Annotated in this window: 17 protein-coding genes; 8 read left to right on the forward strand and 9 right to left on the reverse strand. The window is 73.2% G+C overall.

What is annotated here, in order from left to right; genetic code table 11:
• Positions 1 to 338 precede the first annotated feature (338 nt).
• Complete coding sequence (locus RBH18_RS14075) at positions 339 to 1,718, forward strand: FAD-dependent oxidoreductase (RefSeq protein WP_306207696.1); 1,380 nt, start codon at positions 339 to 341, stop codon at positions 1,716 to 1,718.
• Positions 1,719 to 1,741: 23 nt separating this feature from the next.
• On the opposite strand, the gene RBH18_RS14080 is transcribed toward RBH18_RS14075, so the two are convergent.
• The 3 genes from RBH18_RS14080 to RBH18_RS14090 all read right to left on the reverse strand — a co-directional run bounded on the left by RBH18_RS14080 (position 1,742) and on the right by RBH18_RS14090 (position 3,945).
• A complete protein-coding gene (locus tag RBH18_RS14080) occupies positions 1,742 to 2,476 on the reverse strand; it encodes an FAD-dependent oxidoreductase (protein WP_306207698.1) in 735 nt (244 codons plus the stop codon).
• A gap of 63 nt (positions 2,477 to 2,539) precedes the next feature.
• The gene (locus RBH18_RS14085; protein ID WP_306207700.1) at positions 2,540 to 3,064 is read right to left on the reverse strand and encodes a cysteine dioxygenase; all 525 of its coding nucleotides are present in this window, start codon (positions 3,062 to 3,064) and stop codon (positions 2,540 to 2,542) included.
• On the reverse strand, positions 3,061 to 3,945 hold the full coding sequence (locus RBH18_RS14090; RefSeq protein WP_306207702.1) for an amidohydrolase family protein: 885 nt from the start codon (positions 3,943 to 3,945) through the stop codon (positions 3,061 to 3,063). Before RBH18_RS14090 ends, RBH18_RS14085 begins: the two co-directional genes overlap by 4 nt.
• 89 nt (positions 3,946 to 4,034) lie before the next feature.
• Between RBH18_RS14090 and RBH18_RS14095 the strand changes: the two genes are divergently transcribed.
• Positions 4,035 to 5,042 (forward strand): LacI family DNA-binding transcriptional regulator, encoded by a 1,008-nt coding sequence (locus RBH18_RS14095; RefSeq protein WP_306207704.1) that lies wholly within the window; start codon positions 4,035 to 4,037, stop codon positions 5,040 to 5,042.
• Here the strand turns inward: RBH18_RS14095 and RBH18_RS14100 are convergent.
• Together RBH18_RS14100 and RBH18_RS14105 are read right to left on the reverse strand one after the other, a co-directional pair.
• The gene (locus RBH18_RS14100) at positions 4,969 to 6,456 is read right to left on the reverse strand and encodes an aromatic amino acid lyase (RefSeq protein WP_306207706.1); all 1,488 of its coding nucleotides are present in this window, start codon (positions 6,454 to 6,456) and stop codon (positions 4,969 to 4,971) included. The genes RBH18_RS14095 and RBH18_RS14100 overlap by 74 nt on opposite strands.
• Entirely contained in the window at positions 6,456 to 7,460 is a 1,005-nt protein-coding gene (locus RBH18_RS14105; RefSeq protein WP_306207708.1) for an ornithine cyclodeaminase family protein, read from the reverse strand. Before RBH18_RS14105 ends, RBH18_RS14100 begins: the two co-directional genes overlap by 1 nt.
• Positions 7,461 to 7,725: 265 nt before the next feature.
• Between RBH18_RS14105 and RBH18_RS14110 the strand changes: the two genes are divergently transcribed.
• On the forward strand, positions 7,726 to 9,069 hold the full coding sequence (locus RBH18_RS14110; RefSeq protein WP_306207711.1) for an AAA family ATPase: 1,344 nt from the start codon (positions 7,726 to 7,728) through the stop codon (positions 9,067 to 9,069).
• Between the two features lie 302 nt (positions 9,070 to 9,371).
• On the opposite strand, the gene RBH18_RS14115 is transcribed toward RBH18_RS14110, so the two are convergent.
• Both RBH18_RS14115 and RBH18_RS14120 read right to left on the reverse strand, forming a co-directional pair.
• Positions 9,372 to 9,839, reverse strand: coding sequence for a nuclear transport factor 2 family protein (locus tag RBH18_RS14115; protein WP_306207713.1), 468 nt, complete (start codon positions 9,837 to 9,839; stop codon positions 9,372 to 9,374).
• Between the two features lie 108 nt (positions 9,840 to 9,947).
• The gene (locus RBH18_RS14120) at positions 9,948 to 11,384 is read right to left on the reverse strand and encodes an aromatic amino acid lyase (protein ID WP_306207715.1); all 1,437 of its coding nucleotides are present in this window, start codon (positions 11,382 to 11,384) and stop codon (positions 9,948 to 9,950) included.
• A gap of 124 nt (positions 11,385 to 11,508) precedes the next feature.
• Between RBH18_RS14120 and RBH18_RS14125 the strand changes: the two genes are divergently transcribed.
• From RBH18_RS14125 to RBH18_RS14140, 4 genes are read left to right on the forward strand one after another with little or no spacing between them, the layout of a single operon-like run.
• Positions 11,509 to 12,525 (forward strand): ABC transporter ATP-binding protein, encoded by a 1,017-nt coding sequence (locus RBH18_RS14125; RefSeq protein WP_306207717.1) that lies wholly within the window; start codon positions 11,509 to 11,511, stop codon positions 12,523 to 12,525.
• On the forward strand, positions 12,522 to 13,157 hold the full coding sequence (locus tag RBH18_RS14130; protein ID WP_306207719.1) for an ABC transporter permease: 636 nt from the start codon (positions 12,522 to 12,524) through the stop codon (positions 13,155 to 13,157). The genes RBH18_RS14125 and RBH18_RS14130 overlap by 4 nt, the downstream gene beginning before the upstream one ends.
• Entirely contained in the window at positions 13,154 to 13,813 is a 660-nt protein-coding gene (locus RBH18_RS14135; protein WP_306207721.1) for an ABC transporter permease, read from the forward strand. Before RBH18_RS14130 ends, RBH18_RS14135 begins: the two co-directional genes overlap by 4 nt.
• Before the next feature lie 14 nt (positions 13,814 to 13,827).
• Positions 13,828 to 14,754 (forward strand): ABC transporter substrate-binding protein, encoded by a 927-nt coding sequence (locus RBH18_RS14140; RefSeq protein WP_306207722.1) that lies wholly within the window; start codon positions 13,828 to 13,830, stop codon positions 14,752 to 14,754.
• A gap of 187 nt (positions 14,755 to 14,941) precedes the next feature.
• Here RBH18_RS14140 and RBH18_RS14145 read toward each other — a convergent pair whose 3' ends face one another.
• Positions 14,942 to 15,328 carry a VOC family protein gene (locus tag RBH18_RS14145; protein WP_306207724.1) on the reverse strand — a complete coding sequence of 129 codons (387 nt, stop codon included), beginning with the start codon at positions 15,326 to 15,328 and terminating at the stop codon, positions 14,942 to 14,944.
• A gap of 9 nt (positions 15,329 to 15,337) precedes the next feature.
• Positions 15,338 to 16,210 carry a LacI family DNA-binding transcriptional regulator gene (locus RBH18_RS14150; RefSeq protein ID WP_306207726.1) on the reverse strand — a complete coding sequence of 291 codons (873 nt, stop codon included), beginning with the start codon at positions 16,208 to 16,210 and terminating at the stop codon, positions 15,338 to 15,340.
• 53 nt (positions 16,211 to 16,263) lie between these two features.
• On the opposite strand from RBH18_RS14150, the gene RBH18_RS14155 reads away from it, so the two are divergent.
• Entirely contained in the window at positions 16,264 to 17,400 is a 1,137-nt protein-coding gene (locus RBH18_RS14155; protein WP_306207728.1) for an ROK family transcriptional regulator, read from the forward strand.
• Positions 17,401 to 17,414: the final 14 nt, after the last annotated feature.

Genomic DNA, 17,414 nt, shown 5'->3' on the forward strand with positions numbered 1-17,414 from the left:
GTAGCCGGTGTTCCACGCGTTGGTGACGGTGAACGCGGCAGTCTCCGCGGAGGCCGGCAGCGCGATCAGCGCCACCGCCGAGGCCGCGGCGGCGACCGCGCCCGCCACGAGGAGTTTGAGCTTCTTACGGCGCATCGAGCGAACTCCGTCGAGAAGAGGGGGAAGGGCAGCGCGACTCTAACCACACCCCTCGCGACCAGGCAAAATAGCCTAAAACTTGGCTTAAATCGCGGTCCCGGGCAACCTTTCGCGGTTCGGCGGCCACCTAGGAGTCAGCGTGGGCGCAGTCGAATCACCGACGTTCGCATCACCGCCGGCCCGGGCCGCGTCCCCTCCGTATGACTTCTTTACCGACCGACATCTTCCGGATGCTCAGCCGTACGACACGGCCCGAGGTCCCCGAACGACATCTGCGCCGCGCGGTGGTCCTCGGCGGCAGCATCGCCGGGCTGCTCGCCGCCCGAGTGCTGGCCGACCACGCCGACGAGGTCGTCGTGGTGGACCGCCCCGGTGCCGGGGTGCCGCAGCGCCACCAGGTCCACGCCCTGCTGCCCGGCGGCCGCGCCCAGATCGAGCGCTGGTTCCCGGGCTTCACCGCCGAGGCCCTCGCCGCGGGCGCCACCCTGTCGATGCCCGCCGGGATCGAGGCCTGGGTCGACGAGGAACGCGCCGTCTCGACGCCCAACGCGATCCTGCTCAACGCGACCCGGCCCTTCCTCGAGGCCCACCTGCGCCGCCGCGCCCTCGCCCTGCCCAACGTGACGGCCACCACGGGCGCCGCGACCGGACTGGACTACGAGGACGGCCAGGTCAGCGCGGTCCGGCTGGGCACCGACCGGCTCACCGCCGACTTCGTGGTGGACGCCATGGGACGGTCGAGCCGGCTCGCCGACTGGCTGGCCCGCGACGGCTGGGAGGCCCCCGAGCTGGAACGCATGCGGATCGACATCCACTACGCGACGGCGTACCTGCGGCGCAGTGACCCCCACCCGGCACTCACCGCCGCCATCTCCCGCTGCTCCCCCACCTACCCCCGGCAGCACATCAGCGCGCTCAACGCCGTCGAGGACAACCGGTGGACGGTGTTGCTGGCCGCCTATGGTGACGACCGCCCGAGCAGCGACCCCGGCGACTTCCGGGCCCGCTGCGCGCACCTGCCGGCCGTCTTCGGGCAGATCGCCGAGCGCGAGCCCATCGACCACATCGAGACCTACCACCAGGGCGACGCGCGCCGCCGCCACTACGAGCGCGTGACGCGGCTGCCCGCCCGGCTGGTCAGCCTGGGCGACGCGGTCGCCTCCTTCAACCCGATCTACGGCCAGGGCATGAGCTCGGCCGCGCTCCAGGCGTCGTGCCTGTCCGAGTACCTCTGCGGGCGCCCCGACCTGACCGAGCCGGCCACCGCCTTCTTCCGCCTCCAGGCCGTCGTCGTCGACGCCGCCTGGACCCTGTCCACCTCCGGCGACGCCCAGCGGATCGAGACCACAAGACCCGCTTTCCCCGTACGCCTCCAGCGCGCGCTGATCAGTCAAGTCCTGCGCGCGGCCCGGTCCGACGTGGTCGTGGGCACCGCCTTCAACGACGTCACCTTCATGAACACCCACCCGGCAACGCTCGCCACGCCGAGCCTGCTCGCCCGGGCCGTCCTCACCAACCTCCGCCACCGCCGCGCCCCCGAGCCGGCCGTCCCCGACCCCGTCCCCGCCCGCACCGCGTAGGGGACCAGCGGATCGTCCAGACGCTACTTCGCCCGGATGCCGTGGTAGTAGAGACGGCTGACGAAGTGGCGTTCGACGGCGTCGTAGACCCGCAGGGAGTAGACGCCGAGGCGCTCGAGCCGGGGCCGCACCACGTCCCCGACCCTCGGGTGATGTCTGGTCAGGGCGCGGTCGCGCGGGAAGGAGAGCGACACATGCTTGCCCGGGAACCGCTCGGCGAGCTGAGCGGCCATGCCCGTCGCCGCGGGACCGCCGCCCACGATCGCGATCGACCCGGCCGCCGCCACCCGGGCGTGCAACGCGTGCCGGTGCTCGTCGATGCCGCCCTGGTCCCGCAGCTCCGGGCGGCGCCAGACGCCGTTGCGCACGCCGGTGGCGAGCAGCAGCACGTCGTACGGTTCGCGGGTCGAGGCGCCCCCCGCCGACCGTACGGTGACCGTGCGGGCCTCCTCGTCGAGGCCGGTCAGCGTGCCGTGCACCAGCCGGGCCCGGTCCACCGCCCGGAACCGGGAGAACGCGATGTTGTACTGGGCCGCCCACCGCTCGGGCCGGGCCAGCCGCAGGCCGGCGTCGCGGCCGCTGAGCCAGGACGGCCCTTCGAGCCGGCGAGGTGGGCCGCCGCCAGCGTCTTGCCGTGCCGGGGGCCACGGCGTGACCGGCGCCCGCGACGAAGGCGAGGAGGAAGGCGAGTGGGGTGACGCCCGGGTGTGGACCAGGTCCTGCATGCGGTCCGAGGCGGAAGTGACGAAGTCCATCATGCTGGTACCCGCGGACGGAGTCTGCGGGCCCTTGATGATTGTGGAGGAGGCCTCAGGTGAACATCAGGCGTCGGTCAGCGGCCGCAGCTCGTCGGCGTAGCTGACGGACTTGCGGCGCAGCACCCCGCCCGCGCTGATCGAATACTGCCCCATGCGCCAGAGCGGCGGCGAGTAGGCGTGGATCGACACCGAGCCGTCCACCCCGCCGCCCATGCGGTGGATGTGGTCGGGGCCGAAGGCGAAGACCCGGCCCGCCGGCACCGTACGCGTCACCGCCTCGCTCCCCATCCGCGGCGTGGCCTCGGTCACCGCGCCCCGGGTCACCGCCACGGCGCCGCTGGACACGTCGTGGTCGTGCCAGCCGGTGTCGTCCTCGACGTTCCAGCACAGTATCCAGACGTCGATGTCGCTGTCGCGGTAGAGCGACGCGTAGTGCCGCTTGCCGGTGTCGTGCCGCACCAGCGACTCCCATACCTCGGGGCGCGCGGCGAGCTCGGCGACCCAGGCGTGCAGCTCCTGCGGGGACAGGACGCGTCCGGGCAGGGGCGGGAGGGAGGCGGAAGCGGTGACCGCGACCGTGTCAGTCATCTCGGTTCTCCGTACAGCAGGTGCCGGGGGTTGGCGGTGAACACGGCGTGCGTGAAGGCGGCGCCGAAGTCGCACTCGAGGCGCGACGCGTAGGGCTTGTCGGACCCGTGCACGATCGGGTCGATGCCGACGACGCGGACGAGGGCGTCGACCGCGCGGGGGCCGTAGGACGAGGTCTCGTAGTAGACGTACGGGTCCAGGGGGCCCAAGGCGCCGCCGCGCGCGGCGAGCCGCTCGTGGTGCAGCGGAGCCAGGCCCGCGAGGGCCACGAAGGCGATGCGCAGCCGGGGGTGCTGCCGGCGGCCGGCGATGTGCCAGGCCAGCCAGGACTGGTGCAGCTGCGACACGTACGGCACCAGGGCCGGCCACCACCCGGGCAGCCCGGGGTCGCACTCCGGCGCCGGGCCGGGATGGATCAGGACCGGCTTGCCCGCCTCCTCGGCCGCGGCGAGCAGCGGCCCCGCCTGCTCCACGCCCGACGGGCTGCTCAGCGCGGTCGCGGGCAGCTGGAGGCCGGCGATGCGCTCCTCGCTCAGCGTCTTGGTGAGCGCGCCGAGGTCGGCCTCGGCGACCGGCGCCGCCGCCCACACCCGGAACGGCTCGCCCAGCTCGAGCGCGCTCTCGTGCCAGAGGGCGATCAGCTCGGCGCCCTCGTCGGCGGGCAGGTGCTCGATGCCGAGCGGGCTCGACAGCGACACGACGACCTCGTCGAGCTCGCCCCGGCGGCGCAGGCCGGGGTCGTGGGCGGCGGGATCCACCTCGTACGGCGCCTCGCCCGCCAGGTGCAGCGTCCAGCCCCGCAGGTAGGGGAACGTCGTGCGCCGGCGCAGCGCCTCCACCAGGCGCGGCGGCCACAAGTGCTGATGGCAGTCGACCGGCAACGTTCCTCCCTCCTAGGGAAGCGCTTCACAAGATGCATCGAGTGAAGCGCTTCCGTCCCCGAAAAGCAAGCCGGTGTTATTGTCGGCCCGTGGCAGGTCAGCAGCGGCGCCGGACGCTTCAGGACCTCGCCAGCGCGGCGGGGCTTTCCCTGGCGGCGACGTCTTATGCGTTGCGGGGCAAGCGAGGTTCGCCGGCCACCATCAGCCGGGTCCGGGAGCTGGCCGACGAGCTGGGCTACACGGTCGATCCGATCGCCCGGGCCCTGGCCAGCGGGCGCACGGGCGCGATCGGGGTCAGCGGCTCCCTGCGCGACCTGTGGCAGCAGGAGCTGTCGGTCATGCTCACCCGCGCGCTGCGCCTGCACGGCCACCACGCCACCATCGCCGACGCGGACGCCGACCCCGCGCGCGAGCGGCTCATCGTGGAGCAGTTCGCCGCGCAGCGCGTCGACGGGGCGCTCGTGTCGCCGGTCGACCCCTCGGCGGCGTACTGGAAGCTGCTCGGCCCCGAGGTGGCGGTGGTGGCCATCGGCGACGCGCTGACCACCCGGCCCGGGTCCGGCAGCGTGCTGTTCGACAACGCGTACGGGGTGGCGACCGCCCTCGAGCACCTCGCCGGCCTGGGCCACCGCCGCATCGGCCTGCTCGCCCCGGCGCTGCCCTCCACCCCCGGCCGCCCGGCCCAGCTGCTCGCCGGGGAGATCGCCGCACGGCTCGGCGTCGAGCTGGTCGCCGTCGCCGCCCCGGCCGCCACCACCGAGGCGATCGACGTGGCGTCCGCCCTGCTCACCGAGGCCGGCCGGCCGTCGGCGGTCTTCTGCCTCAGCGACTCACTGGCCTTCGCCGTCTACCGGGCCGCGCGCCGGACCGGGGTGCGCATCCCGGACGAGCTGTCGGTCATCGGCTACGACGACCACCAGCTGGCCGTCCTGGTCGACCCGGGCCTCACGACCATGGCCTGGGACGAGGACGCCATCGTCGAGGCGGCCGTCGACCAGCTCGTCGAGCTGCTGGAGGGCCCGGTCACGAGCCCGGCGCCGTTCCGCCCGGAGCTGGTCGTGCGCGGCTCGACCAGCCCGCCCGCAGCACCGCGCTGAGCGCGTCGAGGTCCCGTCCGAAGGGCCGGTCCCCGGTGCCGGGCGGCAGCACCTCGGCGATCCCGGCCAGCGCGGCCGGGTCCAGCCCGGCGGGTGGTCCCCCCAGCTGCACAGCCTGGTGTACGGCCAGCAGCTCGCACCCCAGCACGTCCCGCACCCCGGCGACGGCCTCCCCCAGGCACTCCGCCGCCTCGAACCCGAAGCTCTGCACGTCCTCCTGCCCGAGTGACGTCTCCATCGCCCCGCCGAGGGCCGGCACCGCGAACCGCCGCAGCCGGTGCGCGACCCCGGCCGCCCGCTTGTGCACCGCCACCATGCCGGCGTGCCGCCCCGGCGCGTCGGAGAGCTGCCGGGGCAGGCCGGTCACCTCCGGGTCGAGCAGCCGGTGCAGCCGGGCCGCCCCCAGCTCGGCCAGATGCACCAGGGCCGTGGTCAGCGCGCCCGCGCACGCGGCCAGATCGGTGCCCGCGAAGCCGAACGTGCCCACGAACCGCCCGTCGAGATGTGCCGGCGAGTCCGTGACCGCGGCCAGCGCCCGGTCGGCCGCCGCGTCGAGCGCCGCGACCGCCCGCAGCGCCACCGCGATCGCCGGGGCCGTGACGCGGAAGGAGACGGGCGCTTGCAGGGCCTTGCTCTCCGCCCCGGCCCACAGCCGCCGCAGCGTCCGCAGCACGGTCTCCAGCTCGGGGCTGTCGGCCAGCGCCGGGTGCAGCGGGTCCCGGCTGGCCCGCACGATCGCGTGCGAGGCCGCCGTCACGACCAGGGTCTGATCCAGCAGCAGCCGGCACGCGTCCGCGGCGAGGATCGCCAGCCCCGTGAGCCCCGGCACCCCTTCGAGGAAGGCGACGCCCTCCTTGGCCGCGAACGACCGCGGACGCAGCCCGGCGGCCTCGAGCGCGGGCGCGGCGTCGATCGCGTGTCCCGCGGCGTCCAGCACCTGGCCCGTACCGTTGAGGGCCGCGCCGGCGTGGGCGAGCGGGATGATCTCGCCGGCCGCGCCGCCGCCCCGCGCCGGGACCGCCGGGACCACGTCCGCGTCGAGCAGCGCGGCGAGGTGCAGGCACAGCTCGGGCGAGGCGCCGGCGGCCGGGTGCAGCAGGGTCCGCAGCCGTACGGCCAGCAGCGCCCGCGCCTCCTCCCGGCGCAGCCACGGCGCCGAGCCGACCGCCCGCCCGATCATCAGGGTGTCCTGGTGCCGCTGCTGCGCCTCGGCGTCGAGGCGGACCCCGGCCAGCGCGCCCATGCCGGTGTTGACCCCGTAGACGGGCTGGTCGCCGTCGAGATCGGCGAGCATCCGGCGACGGTTGTCCGCCAGCTCCGCCAGGAAGCTGCCGGCGAGGGTCACGCGGCTCGCTCCCCGCGCGAGCTCCACGATCGCCGCCCGGTCGAGCTGCTCGGCCGCCGAGACGAGCATCACCGGTACTTCAGCATCGTGCCGGCGTCCGCGGCCTCGGCGCGGGTCAGCACGAGATGGGCCAGGGCGACGTCCAGGATCGACAGACCCCGGTGCCAGAAGAGGATCCGCTCGCCGGGGCTCTCCCGGCCGGGCTTCTGGCCGCTGACGATCTCGCCGATCTGCGCGTACAGGGTCTCCTCGCTGAGCCGCCCGGTGTCCACGTGCGCCCGCAGGGCCCCGAACCGGCCCGATCGTGACTCGCGCCAGTCGTCCACGACGACCTTGTCCATGACGTCGAGCAGATCAAGTTCCACTGCGCTGATCGTGCCGTACGGAACCACGAACGCACCCGGCTCGACGGCGGCCGTCCGCAGCAGCGGGGCCGGCTTCTCCAGCCGCGACGCCTCCACGAGGATGTCGGCGCCGTCGTACGCCTCGTCCGCCGTGGCGACCGCCCGCACCGGCGTCGCCGTCGCCGCCCGCAACTGCTCGGCGAACGCCTCCCGCGACTCGGGCCGCCGGCTGGTGACCCGGATCTCGTCCAGCTCGAACAGGCTGTCGAGCAGCGTGACGTTCGAGAAGGCCGTGCCCCGCGCCCCCACGTGGCCGAGCACCTTCGCGTCGGGCCGCGCCAGGTACTTGGCGCCGACCGCCGTCATCGCCCCCGTGCGCACCTCGGTGATCCACGTCGCATCCATGATCGCGAGCGGCACCCCGGTGGTCGGGTCGTACACGGTCATGAGCGCCAGCTCGCTCGGCAGCCCCTTCGTGTAGTTCGGGACGAAGTCCCCCACCACCTTGATCCCGCTCAGCCCGTGCTCACGGAACGTGTTCACATGCCCGCGCAGCACGTTGAAGTGCCCGGCCCCGCCGTTGTCCGGCACCAGGTGCATCCGCGGCTCGAAGACGGTCTCGCCCCGCCCGTGCGCCGCCACCACCGCTTCGACCGCGGCCACCGCGTCGGCCGCACCGATGCCCAGCTCCTCGACATCGGGTCCGGACAGGTAGCGCAGCCAGATCATCAGGGTGGTCCTCTCGCAGGCGGAACATGAGTCGCCCACCATGCTCCCGGTCTTCCCCCGGTCCGGCCACCACCTTGTGGATCTTTCCTCAGCCCGGCAGAGGAGTGTCCCGGCCGGTATGACCGCGGACGCGGTCCACGGGGCCGGGCCGTGCCGGCTCGGGCGAGGCTATGGCGTGCTTTCGCCCACGGCGTGACTACGCTAGCCGCATCGAGTCGTGATCTCGTGACATTTCACCGACCCGGGTCGGCCGAAGGGGCACCGCGTGTACATCAAAGAGATCAGGCTGCAGAACGTACGCGGCTTTCACGATGCCCGCGACGTTCAGCTGGACCTCACGCGGCCGGACGGCTCTCTGGCGGGCTGGACCGTCCTCGCGGGGCGCAACGGTTCGGGGAAGACTTCCCTGTTACGCGCCGTCGCGCTGGCCATCGGCGGCCCCGGTGTCGCCCGCAACCTGGTCACCGACTTCGCGAGCTGGACGTCAGTAGGTGAACGCCAGGCTGTCGTGGCTGTGCAGATGGCCTTCGAGGCGGACACCGACCGTTTCGGCGCCGGGGGACGCCCTCCCGGTGGCCCGTTCTGGGCAGGCCTGCGCTGGGAAGTGCCGGACGACGACCTGCCCGGGTCCCGGGACAGGCAACCTTCCATGGTCGAGCACATCCCGGGTTCCAGCAGCAAGACAGCGGCGCGGCGCGGACCCTGGTACGACAACCCGATCGGCTGGTTCTGCGCCGCGTACGGACCCTTCCGGCGCCTCGCGGGCGGATCGGGGGACGCCCAGAGACTGATGCTCAGCCGGGGCCCCGCCGCACGCATGGCCAGCCTGTTCCACGAGGACGCCTCGCTGGCCGAAGGCGTGAGCTGGCTGATCGAACAGCATCTGCGTTCCCTGGAGAGCCGCCCGGGCGCGGAAGAACTCAAGCGTTTCGCTCTCACTGTGCTCGGCGACGGTCTCCTGCCCGATGGATACACCATCCACGACGTCAACTCGGACGGACTCTGGGTCGAGCGCGAAGGCCACCGTTTCCCGCTGCGGGAGATGAGCGACGGCTATCGCACGGTCGCCGCCCTGGTGGTGGATCTGTTGAAGCAGGTCTACGAGGCCTACGGCTGGCTGGACATTCGCGAGGCGGACGGTGCGATGGCGGTGGTCGCCCCCGGTGTCGTCATCATCGACGAGGTCGATGCCCACCTGCACGTGTCGTGGCAAAAACGTATCGGCGGATGGCTCAAGCAACATTTTCCACAGACCCAGTTCATCGTCACCACGCACAGCCCGTACATCTGTCAGGCGGCGGACGAACGTGGCCTCATTCGATTGCCCGGGCCGCACGAGAACGAGCCGCCTCAGGTCGTCGACCAGACGCTCTACGAGCGAATCGTCTACGGGAGCGGCGACGACGCCGTCATGTCCGAACTGTTCGGCATGGACACGCCGTACTCGGACAAGGCCGTCGAACTGCGCCGGGAACTGATCAGCCTCGAGGCCGCCGTGGTTTCCGGAAACGGCGACGATGCGGCGTTGCTGCGATACGCACAACTCCGTGATCTGCTGACCAGTTCCCCCTCGGCACGGGTCGACGAACTCGCGGTGTGCCCGATGTGATCGAACTTCTGCGCGATCCCCAGCTCCGGGCTGCCCTGTTGCGGACCGGTGGCGACAGTTGAGCACCCGAGCACGGCCGTGCCCCGATCTGTCGGCGAGGACGGGCACCATGACGGCGGCGCTCTCCCCACCGGCGCTGAGGGGCAGTGGGCGGCGGCGCAGTCGCCCGTGGCGGGGTAGCACCCTGATCACCCGCGGCGCCCGCGGCCGGCGAGCCGCATCATGTCGGTCTTGACCGCGACCGGCGTCATGCTTCTCATCGACAGGGGCGTGCCGCACCGGGGTGATGCCGCGGGAAACGGTCAGTGGGGCACCTTCAGGGCGGCGACCAGGGCGGGGAGGCGGCCGAAGGCGCGGGCGGCGGCGACGTGGTCGACGTAGTCGCGGGACTCGACGATCCGGCCGTCGCGGACCCGGACGACGAAGATGCACGGCATCGTGAAGGGACGGCCGTCGATGACGCCGGCGTAGCGGAACTCGAAGATCACGACTTCGGGGTCGGGGGTGGCGTACACGTGGTCGTCGACGACGTCGTAGCGCTCCACCCCGCCGGGCGGCCCACCGGCGGCGAAGTGCTCGCGCATTGCGGCCCGGCTGCGCAGCGGCGTGTCGCCGAGCGGGCTGAACGGGTGCCGCACGTCGGTGGTGTCCGCGTAGCAGGAGGCGAGCTCGTCGATCTGGGCGGCTTCCTCGGCCGCGGTGAGCCCCCCGCGCATCAGGCGGCACACGCCGTCGGCCACGGCACGGACGGTTTCCTCAGGTGTACGCATGGCGCTCCCCCACGAAGGACGCCAGTGAACCTACCGGAGCACCCGCCCGCCCGCTGCCCCGCACTCAGCCCGGCGTGGCGCGGATCGGCGGGGCGACGGCCAGTTCGGTCACAGCTCGCCGTCGGCGATCTCGGCGAGGGCCGGGAGCATGGCGGCGGCGCTTGCCAGGTCGGTGCCGAGGGAGCGGTCGTCGTCGACGTCCTCGAGGCGCTTGGCGGCCGTGTCGTACGCGTCGCGGGCCGGGCCGCTGTCCGGCAGGCGGCCGGGGGCCATGCGCAGGGCGCGGACGGCGGCGATCAGCTCGATGCCCAGCAGGACCGGGGCGAGGCCGGTCATCGTGCGCAGGGAGCGGGCGCCCTGGGTGGCGAAGCTGGCGTGCTCCTCGAGGCCCAGGGAGATGGTGAGCGTGCCGGCGGCGGTGGGGGTCATGCCGACGCGGATCTCGGTGAGGACGTCCTGGACGACGTACTCGCCGATCATCAGGCCGGAGCTGGCGGCCGGTCCCGCGGCGAGGAAGGCGCGCAGGCCGGTCAGGTCCGGGCGCATGAGCAGCCCCAGCCGGGCGGAGGACAGCGACAGGACGGGCAGGAACGCGCCGCGGACCGCGTCGAGCCCGGCGGCGAGGGTCGCCGTGTGGAACTGGCCGTGGTGGCGCACGCCGTCGTCGGTCACCAGGGGGTTCTCGGCGGCGGCGTTGAGCTCGGCGACCAGGACCTCGTCGAGGCTGCGGGCGGCGTGGACGGCGGGGGCGGCCACCTGGGGCAGCACGCGCAGGCCGAAGGGGTCCTGGATGCGGGCGGGGGCGCCGGCGCCGAGGGTGAGGCGGCGCATCAGGGCGGCCACCTCGGCCTGGGCGGGGTGCGGGCGGAGCATGTGCACGGCCGGGTCGTACGCCTCGGAGTTGCCCCGCAGGGCGTGGAAGCTGAGCGCGGCGACGACCGCGGATGCGCGCAGCAGGGTGCGCACCTCGTGCAGGGCCAGGGCGGCCGTGGCCACGGTGAGGGCGCTGGAGCTGATCAGCGGGAGGGCGTCGGTGGCGTCGATGGTGGTGACCGGGCCGGGTCCGGTGCGCCACGGCCGCTCCCCCGCCAGGGTGAGGCCCAGCTCGGCGAGGGGTGCCAGGTCGGCCGTGCCGATGGCGCCCCAGGAGTGCAGGGTGGGTACGGCGCCGGAGCGCAGGGCCTCGGCCAGGGTCTCGGCGACGCGGCGGGAGATGCCGGAGCCGCCGGCGAGGATCTGGTTGAGGCGCGTGGCCATCGCGGCGCGGGCTGTAAGATCGTCTTCCACCGGGCCGACGGCCGCGCAATGGCTGCGCAGCAGGCGGAGGCCGTGGTCGCCGTCGTCACCGGCGCTCTCGTGACGATTGGCGCCGACACCGGTGTTGGCGCCGTAGACCGCACCGTTCGTTCGGGCGGCATGCAACAGGGCGTGCCGCTGCTCGATGCGGCCGAGGGCGACAGTGTCGATCTCGGCCTCCCGACCCCCGGAGGCGACCGCGACCAGACCCTCGACCGTGAGGGTCCGCCCGTCGAGGCGAACGACCATACCGCCCTCCAGCTGGGTTATTACTAGACCGTAAAGGCGTCCGGCAGAACGTTGACACCTTATTCACTACGCCGGAAGTATGAATAGCCGTATTCACCGTCCGCCAGTCATCGCCGGGAGCGACATGATCACATTTGACGACGTCGTGAAGGTGTACCCCGGCGGGAGCACTGCCGTGGACCACCTGTCGCTGGAGCTGCCGACCGGCAAGACCACCGTCTTCGTCGGCCCGTCCGGCTGCGGCAAGACCACGTCGCTGCGGATGATCAACCGGATGGTGCACCCCACGTCGGGCCGCGTGCTCATCGACGGCCGGGACGTGGCGGAACAGGACGAGGCCCTGCTGCGGCGGGGCATCGGCTACGTCATCCAGCACGCGGGGCTGTTCCCGCACCGCACGGTGCTCGACAACGTGGCGACCGTACCCATGCTGACCGGCAAGACGCGCCGCGAGGCGCGGGCGGCGGCCCTGGGGCTGCTGGAGCGCGTGGGGTTGTCCGAGGAGTTCGCCAAGCGCTACCCGGCGCAGCTCTCCGGCGGCCAGCAGCAGCGCGTCGGCGTGGCCCGGGCGCTGGCTGCCGACCCGCCGGTGATGCTGATGGACGAGCCGTTCAGCGCGGTCGACCCGGTCGTGCGCGAGGGGCTGCACAAGGAGTTCCTGCGCCTGCAGCAGGACCTCGGCAAGACCATCGCGATGGTCACCCACGACATCGACGAGGCCATCAAGCTGGGCGATGTGGTCGCCATCTTCCGCCAGGGCGGGGTCCTGGCCCAGATGGGTACGCCGCAGGAGCTGCTCGAGCACCCGGCGGACGACTTCGTCGCGGAGTTCGTCGGGCGCGACCGGGGCTACCGCGGGCTGTCCTTCGACTCCGCCGCCGATCTCCCCGTGCGCGAGCTGACGCCGGACCTGGAGCTCGACGCCGCGGGACGCCCGCTGGGCTGGCGCATCGACGGCGAACTGCACGCCACGGGCGGCACCTTCACCAAGGCGGACTCGCTGCGCCACGTGACCGACCTCGCGATCATCTCACCGGTCGGCATCGCGGTGCGGGTGGACGCCGACGGCGCCGCCGACGGCCTCGTGCGCCACCACGACCTCGCCGACCACCTGGCCGCACGGCGGGGGCGGACGGCGTGATCACGTACCTGTCGAACAACGGCGACACGGTCCTCGCCGCGCTGCGCCAGCACATCTGGCTCGCGCTGGTGCCCGTCCTCCTCGGCTTCGTGATCGCCCTGCCCATCGGCTGGCTGGGCGTGCGCTTCCCGTGGCTCTACCACCCGCTGGTCAACGTGGCCGGGGTGCTCTACTCGATCCCGTCGCTCGCGCTCTTCGTGTTCCTGCCGGTGCTGCTCGGCACGAAGATCCTCTCGCCGCTCAACATCGTGGTGGCGCTCACCATCTACACCGTCGCGCTGCTCGCCCGTACGGTGGCGGACGGTCTGCGGGCCGTCGACCCGCTGATCCTGCAGGCGGCGTCGGCCATGGGCTACCGCCGGCTCAAGCGGCTGACCGACGTCGAGCTGCCGGTCGCGCTGCCGGTGATCCTGGCCGGCCTGCGCTCCGCCACGGTCGCCAACATCAGCCTGGTCAGCGTCGGCGCCCTGATCGGCGTCGGCGGCCTGGGCCAGCTGTTCACCCGCGGCTTCCAGCTGTTCTACCTGGAGCCCATCTTCGTCGGCATCATCCTGTCCGTGCTGCTCGCCGCGGTGGCCGACGGCATCATCGTCCTCATCCAGCGCGCCCTCACCCCCTGGACCCGCGCATGAACCTCTCCTACCTGTTCGACGCGTCGCACTGGGACCCGGGCACGACCGGCAGCTTCCCGGACCTGCTGCTGGCCCACCTCGGCTACGTGGCGCTCGCCCTGCTCATCGGTACGGTCATCGCGCTGCCCGTGGGCCTCTACATCGGCCACACCGGCCGGGGCTCGTTCATCGCCATCAACGCCGGCAACGCGGGCCGGTCGTTGCCCACGCTCGGGCTGCTGATGCTGATGGTGACGCTGCTGGGGCTGGGGCTGCTGCCGGTCCTGATCGCCCTGACGGTGCTGGTCGTCCCGCCGATCCTCACGTCGGCGTACGCCGGCATGCGCACCCTCGACCACCAGGTCGTCGACGCGGCCAAGGGCATGGGCATGCGCCCGTGGCAGGTCCTCACCCGCGTCGAGCTGCCCATGGCGCTGCCGGTGCTGATGAGCGGCTTCCGCAGCGCCGCCCTCCAGGTCGTCGCGACGGCGACCGTGGCCGCGGCGGTCGGGCTCAGCGGGCTCGGCCGGCTGATGATCGACGGCCTGGCCGTCAACGACTACTCCCGGGTGCTGGCGGGTGCCATCGTCGTCGCCCTGCTCGCCGTCCTGCTCGATCTTCTTCTCGCACTGGCCCAACGCTGGATCGTCTCTCCTGGCGTCTCCAAGCGCTTCTAACTGGAAGGTTCCTCATGTCCCGGATCCGCCTGGCGGCAGCCGCCGCCGGCCTCGCCACCGCCCTGTTGCTCAGCGCCTGTGGCTCGGGGGACGACCCCCTCGCGTCGGACGACAGCGGCGCCTCGTCGGCGCCCGGCACCGTCACCGTCGGCTCGGCGAACTTCGCCGAGAGCGAGCTGCTCGCCGAGATCTACTCCCAGGCCCTCGAGGCCAAGGGCGTCACCGTGAAGCGCCAGTTCAACATCGGCGCCCGCGAGCTCTACCTCAAGGCGCTGCAGGACGGCTCGATCGACCTGCTCCCCGAGTACAACGGCGCGCTGCTGTCCGCCCTGCAGACCGGCGGCGCCCCCGAGGGCGTCAGCAAGCCCGAGGACGTGCTCGCCGCCCTCAAGAAGGTGCTGCCCGCCGGCACCGAGGTCCTCGACCAGAGCGCCGCCGAGGACAAGGACACCCTGACCGTCACCCAGGAGACGGCCACCAAGTACAGCCTCAAGACCATCGACGACCTCAAGCCGGTCGCCGGGCAGCTGACCATCGGCGCCGGCCCCGAGTGGCAGGAGCGTTACCAGGGCCTCAAGGGCCTCGAGGAGCTCTACGGCGTCAAGTTCAAGGAGTTCAAGCCGCTCGACGCGGGCGGCCCGCTGACCGTCAACGCCCTCAAGAAGGGCGACATCCAGGTCGGCAACATCTTCTCCACCGACTCGGCCATCAAGACCAACAACTTCGTCGTTCTCGACGACCCGCGCAACCTCTACCTGGCGGAGAACATCCTCCCGCTGATCCGCACCTCGGCCAAGACCGACGCGGTCGCCGGGGCGCTCAACGCCGTGTCGGCGAAGCTGACCACGGAGAACCTGACCACCTACCTCGCGCAGGTGCAGGTCGACAAGAAGGACACCGCGACGGTCGCCAAGGCGTTCCTGTCGGAGAACGGTCTCTGATCGTTCCTTCGCCGCAGCGGCCCGGGCCTCGTGCCCGGGCCGCTTTTTCCGGCGTATTCCCGTGCGGGACCGTGCACGGCCTGGCGGCGGTGGCGGACAGCCTGGTGGAGCTCCGCCTGGGCCGGACCGGACGTCCGCCGCAAGCCCGTGGACGATCCCACGCCTCCGACGACCGTCATGACCACGCTCAGGCGCGCTTGGCGACCAGCTCGACGAGGGTGCCGTCCGGGTCCCGCAGCAGGGCGTTGCGGTTGTTGTTCCCGGTGTCGTGCGGCGGCTTCACCACGGGCACGCCCGCGGCCAGCAGCTGCTCGAACGCGGCGTCCACGTCATCGGTCCAGACCACGACCACCAGGCCCGGCGCGCCCGGCGTCGCCTCGACCCCGTGGACGCGCCGCGCCGCCTCGACCGTGCCGAGCGCGAGCGTGAACCCGCCCAGCCGGAGCTCGACATGCTCCAGCGCCCCGCCGGCGGGCGCGCGGAACGTCTCCGTGAAGCCGAGCAGGTCCCGGTAGAACCGCAGCCCGGCCTCGATGTCCCTCGTGTACAAGTTGACGAGCGCGTCGGTGTACATGCCGCCACCCTAGCGAGCCAAGTGCCCGCACCGAGCCACGCCCGGGGGCGGGGGCGGGCCTGTGCTGGCGCGGGCCCGGACCTGGACCGGGGGGCCGGGATAGATGCGGCGGGGCGCGCCGCGCAGGACGTCCAGCACGGCCTCGCCGAGCAGGCGGCCGTGGTCGTGGACGTCGATGCTCAGGGCGGACAGGGGCGGCGCCGCCAGTTCGCACAGGGCCGAGTCGTCGCAGGCGAGGAGGCTGACGCGGGCGGGGACGGGCACGCCGGAGCGGATCAGGTCCTCCTCGGCCGCCACGGCCATGACGTCGTTGTCGAAGACGATCGCGGTGGGGGCGGCGGGGCCGGCGAGCAGACGGCGGGCGGCGCGGATGCCCGCCTCCGCGCTGTAGTCGGCCTCGACGATGCGCAGCTCGAGCCGGGCCCGGGAGCCGTAGGCGCGCATCGCGGCCGAGCGCTCGGCGGTGTGCAGCAGCTCCGCCGGGCCGCTGACCCGGCCGATGGCGCGGTGACCGAGGCCGCCCAGCAGCCGCAGGCCGGCCGTGAGCGCCCCGGCGGTGTCGGTGACCACGCTGCTCAGGCCGGCGGGTCCGGCGTAGCGGCCCGCGACGACGGCGGGCAGGCCGAGCGCGGCCAGGCGGGCCGGGCGTACGTCGCCGTGGACGAGGTTGACCACGACGACCGCGTCGGCGGCGTGGTCGGCGGCCCAGCGCTCGTAGGTGGCCAGCTCGGCCGCCGCGTCCTCGACCACCAGCAGCAGGACCCCCGCGCCGGCCGGCAGGAGCACCTCCTCGAGACCGGCGAGCAGCTCGAGGAAGAAGGGCTCGACGCCGACCCGGGGCGCCAGGGCCGAGGTGAGCACGAGGCCTATCGTTCCGGGCATCGGCCGCCCCCTGTCCCGTCCAGTGAAGTCTGTCGATCCATTATCTTAAGCTGGTGAAGGAACGGCGGACGGGGGCGCGCGAGGCCGTCCTCGACGCGATCCGGGCCGCCGAGCCGCTGAGCCGGGTCGAGCTGGCCGCGATGACCGGGCTCACCGAGGCGTCGATCTCCACCACCGTGCGCAAGCTGCTGGGCGAGGGTCTCGTGGTCGAGACCGGCCGCACGCCGACCGGCGGCAAGCCGCGGACACTGCTGCGGCTCGACCCGGCCGCGCGCATCGCGGTCGGCGTGCACCTGGACGAGGACGTCACCACGTACGTGCTGACCGGCCAGACCGGCGGCGTCATCTCCCGGATGACCCGGCCCGCGGCCCCGGCCGGCGCCGGCGCCGCAGACCTCGTCCGCCGCCTGGCCGCCGACGTCGGGAGCCTGGTGGACGGCTCGGGCGTCGACCGCGTCCGCTGCCTGGGCATCGGCCTGGTCGGCGCCGATCCGCGCCTGGCGAGGGACCACGACCTGACCGAGGCGACCGGCTGGCCGGTGCTGCTGGAGAACGCCGCGACCGCGGCCGCCGTCGGGGAGTACTGGGTGGCGCGGGTGGAGGCGGCGCGGCCGTTCGCGGCGCTCTATCTGGGCAGCGGGCTGGGGGCGGGCATCGTGGCAGGCGGGGAGCCGTTGCGGGGCAGCCACACGCGCGCCGGGGAGTTCGGTCACCTGTGCCTGCAGGTCGACGGGCCGGCCTGCTGGTGCGGCAGCCGCGGGTGCCTCGAGGCCCTGGCCGGGCCGCAGGTCGTGGTGGAGGCCGCGCGGGCCGATCCGGTCGCGGCCGGTGAGGCGGGTCTCGGCGCCGCGCGGAGCACGGTCGCGGACTTCGCCGCCGTCGCGCGGGCCGCCCGGGCCGGTGCGCCCGCCTGCCGGGCCCTGCTCGACGACTCGGCCCGCTATGTGGCCGCCGCCGCCGAGTCGCTGGTCAACCTGGTCGACGTGGACCTGCTCGTGCTGACCGGGCCAGGCTTCGCCGCGGCCTCGTTCGTCTACGCGCCCGCGATCACCGCCCGGCTGGGCCCCGCCGACGCCCGCACCTGGCACCGATCCGTCTCGGTCACGGTCTCCCTCGCCGCGGCCACGGCCTCCGCCACCGGCGCCGCGGCTCTGGTCCTGCAAGAAGCCCTGCGCAGCGGACAGCAATAGCCGGGCCGGAAGGC

Origin of the sequence: Actinoplanes oryzae (assembly GCF_030757795.1) — a bacterium.
Taxonomy (GTDB): Bacteria; Actinomycetota; Actinomycetes; order Mycobacteriales; family Micromonosporaceae; genus Actinoplanes.